Source organism: Polaribacter sp. Asnod6-C07 (assembly GCF_045063625.1).
In the GTDB taxonomy this organism is placed as follows: Bacteria; Bacteroidota; Bacteroidia; order Flavobacteriales; family Flavobacteriaceae; genus Polaribacter; species Polaribacter vadi_A.
In genome coordinates, this window is record NZ_JBEFOF010000001.1 from 1 (window position 1) to 3,033 (window position 3,033).

3 protein-coding genes are annotated in these 3,033 nt (G+C 28.0%); all 3 read right to left on the reverse strand.

Translation table 11 applies throughout. The features are described 5' to 3' along the window. Window positions 1-136 precede the first annotated feature (136 nt). On the reverse strand, window positions 137-1,096 hold the full coding sequence (locus ACJJVK_RS00005; protein WP_405562105.1) for a hypothetical protein: 960 nt from the start codon (window positions 1,094-1,096) through the stop codon (window positions 137-139). A 4-nt stretch (window positions 1,097-1,100) separates the two neighbouring features. Then, window positions 1,101-1,427 (reverse strand): hypothetical protein, encoded by a 327-nt coding sequence (locus ACJJVK_RS00010; RefSeq protein ID WP_405562106.1) that lies wholly within the window; start codon window positions 1,425-1,427, stop codon window positions 1,101-1,103. A gap of 426 nt (window positions 1,428-1,853) precedes the next feature. Continuing rightward, the gene (locus ACJJVK_RS00015; RefSeq protein WP_405562108.1) at window positions 1,854-2,795 is read right to left on the reverse strand and encodes a DUF1963 domain-containing protein; all 942 of its coding nucleotides are present in this window, start codon (window positions 2,793-2,795) and stop codon (window positions 1,854-1,856) included. Between the last annotated feature and the right edge of the window lie 238 nt (window positions 2,796-3,033).

Genomic DNA, 3,033 nt, shown 5'->3' on the forward strand with positions numbered 1-3,033 from the left:
AATTATAGCTTGTTGAATTGGAAATAAATCGACTAAAGGAGATTTATTCTACTTCAACAATGCCAGAAAACTATTGCCTAAATTTAATGAAGAATTTATTTGTTTTTTAACTCAGTTCTTTGTTAGGCACAGTTTTTTAATTGAATGGGAATCCAGCAGTTAAAACGATACTACTTCTTTCCCATCTATCTTTTTTTGATGCTCTATTATTTGACCAATCAGATGTTTGAATTTGTATTCCTAAAATTGCTTCAAGAGGAGCCCCTTTTTGAATAACAAATATTCCAAAAGATGGATTCAAAACTGGTTTTAGTTCTTCATCTATTGCGTAAGTTAAATGAGCATTCGCAAAAAAACGTTGTTTAAAAAAGTGTTTTCCAAAATCTAAATTTAATCTTGAAAATTTTTGATTTGAAATTAGTTTATCCACCTCATAAACATCACTCGTTGTAGAAAGGGTTCTTACAGTTGTTCCATTAGTTATTGTTTCTGAGGAAGTTACAATTTCTTTTTGAGATAAGATGTCTGTATTATCTTTTACACCAATTGAGCCAGAGATTCCAGCAGTAAATTCTCCTAAAAATTTGAAAAAATTACCTTCTAATTTAATATTTTGAAAATTCCAACCATAATTTATTCTTAGTCCAATATTTGTTTGGTCAAAAATTTGATTATCAAAATCTTTAGTAGAATCAAAAACGTTATTTCTTGAATATAAGAACTCAGCTCCAAGAAAAGAATAGATTAAATTCCCATCACCAGGATTATCTCTATTTCCATAATTGGTTTTATCAAAAATTAAGTTTGCTCCAATTTTTCCACTAAACTGAAATTCACCACCTTTAAATAAGTCTGAGCTTCCTTTTTTTGCATTTGCTGAACCTGTGATTGTCCAGTATTTTTCCCCTTTATTATTTACTATTTTTTTTGGTGTAATTGAAAAGCCTAATGATGTTTTTTCTGTATTCAAGGAAATTGTATTTGATTGAAATAATTGAAAGGAAGTTTCTCCTTCACCATCTTGAATTACATTAAATTGTGCTTTTACCGATATTGATAAAAATAAGATTAATACAATTATTATATTTTGTTTCATAATATTATGGTAGATTAATTATTGGTTTTTTTCTAACAGATATATTTCTTCTAGTGTCACCAGTTGTTCCTGACCATTTTAAAAATGGTTTGTTTTCTGGTTTTGATACAATTTTAAGTTCAGCTTCCCACTCAGTTCCACTAACTCCAAATACTTGAAGAACATATTCGAAAGGTTCTTCAATTAATAATTCAAATGGATTGCTTTTCCATTCTTTTCGCTTAGAATCGGTTTCTAATCTTACCGAAACTTCTTCTTGTTCAGGATAAAGAAATACATTTGCTAAACTCCCTTTTGATTTAAGTTCAAAATGAAATACTACTTTTTTCATATGTGTTTGGTTTTAATTTTAGAAAAGTACTCTCTAATTTCGAATAGGTCAATACCTAACTGTAGGTATTTTTAATTCTGACTAACGTAAAATTATATTGCTAAAAATCAGCTGTTTAGAAATATTTAGATTTTTCATTTTGTCTTTAAATTTTCAGCCATAATTTCCTCTATTTTACGTTAGCCAACGTACTGAAGAGTTTTGGGCTCTATGAGGGATTGTGCCTAACGGTTAGTATAAAACACGTAGGGCAGAGGATAAGCACTACATTTCGGGTTTAACACTTAGCCAAATATAATATTTTGCTTTTATTTTTTTATTGAAAACGTCAAATTTTATATTTGGCGAACTTTGTAAATAAATACAGACCTTTCGGCAAGCCTAAAACGCCCTATGTTTTTTATACATTGTTGTACACAGTACTTTTTAAGTTCCTTGAAAAGCCATAACTACATTTTCAAACTTTCCATTATTCAGGTGCTCTGGTTCAATTCCAAAATAGATAACCATACTTCCTCCAAATTTGCTTAAATCAGAATTTCGGTCATTACAGTCAAGTTGCAATAATATTTTATATTTTCTTGAAATTTCTTCAATCTCAGTTTGTTTAGACTTATAATCTTCCAAAGTTTTAATTTTTAGTTCTTTTGTTGCAAAATCAAATAAAACACTAGATTGTACAGACCTGTCCTCTCCTAAAAGCTGATGAAAATTATCCATTTCTTGATTAGTAGTGTTATCTATTAATTCTGTTACAGATTCATATAGGTAGTCAAATTGTTCATATTTATTGATATATTTCTTTATTTTATAATTATGACTATCAGGTAATGTGAAATATTCGAAATAGTCAATTTTTGCAGATTTAAATTTACCTTCTATAAAATAATCTTTAGGAAAGTCAATTCTTTGTATATCGTCAATGTTTTCAATGTAAACAATTTTGTAACTTGATTCTTTATTTAAAAAACCAGGATAATCTTTGTCTATATATACAAAAACATAAATCATTCCTTTGTTTGGAAGACTATTTTCCGTATCAAAATTACTTAATTCAGCTAAATTATATTGCGCACAAAAAGTCAAAAATTCATTTTCGTATTTTGGCCACATAAAATCTTTAGGTAAATCAGGATTACCACCGATTTTGGACATTCCAATAGTTATTTCATTATCATTTTGTGATTTCGTTTTTATACCAATCGTAGGTCTTATCAAATCAATTATTTTTGACTTATCCAAATTATTAATTCCATAATTAGATTTAGAAATATGTTTTTTTACTTTGTTATAATTACTTTGATTACAACTAAATAATGAAGCTAAAATAGACATTAGAATAAAGTTTTTGTTTATTACGGTTTTCATTTTTGGTATTGTGTACAACGTGTTTGTGTATGGTTAGTTGCGTGGTTTGGTAGCTAATTTAGTAAACATTTACAAACCGAATAGAAAATCCGCGAGGATTTTCGTAAGTAGGCTATAACTAGCAATAAAGTTTATACGGCTTAAGTTAGCATTTTAATAAAAAGGTTAAATTAAGGCCTTAAAAATCAGAAAGAATAAAAGAGAGAATTAAGGTTAGTATATACGGTGAAGCTTTGAC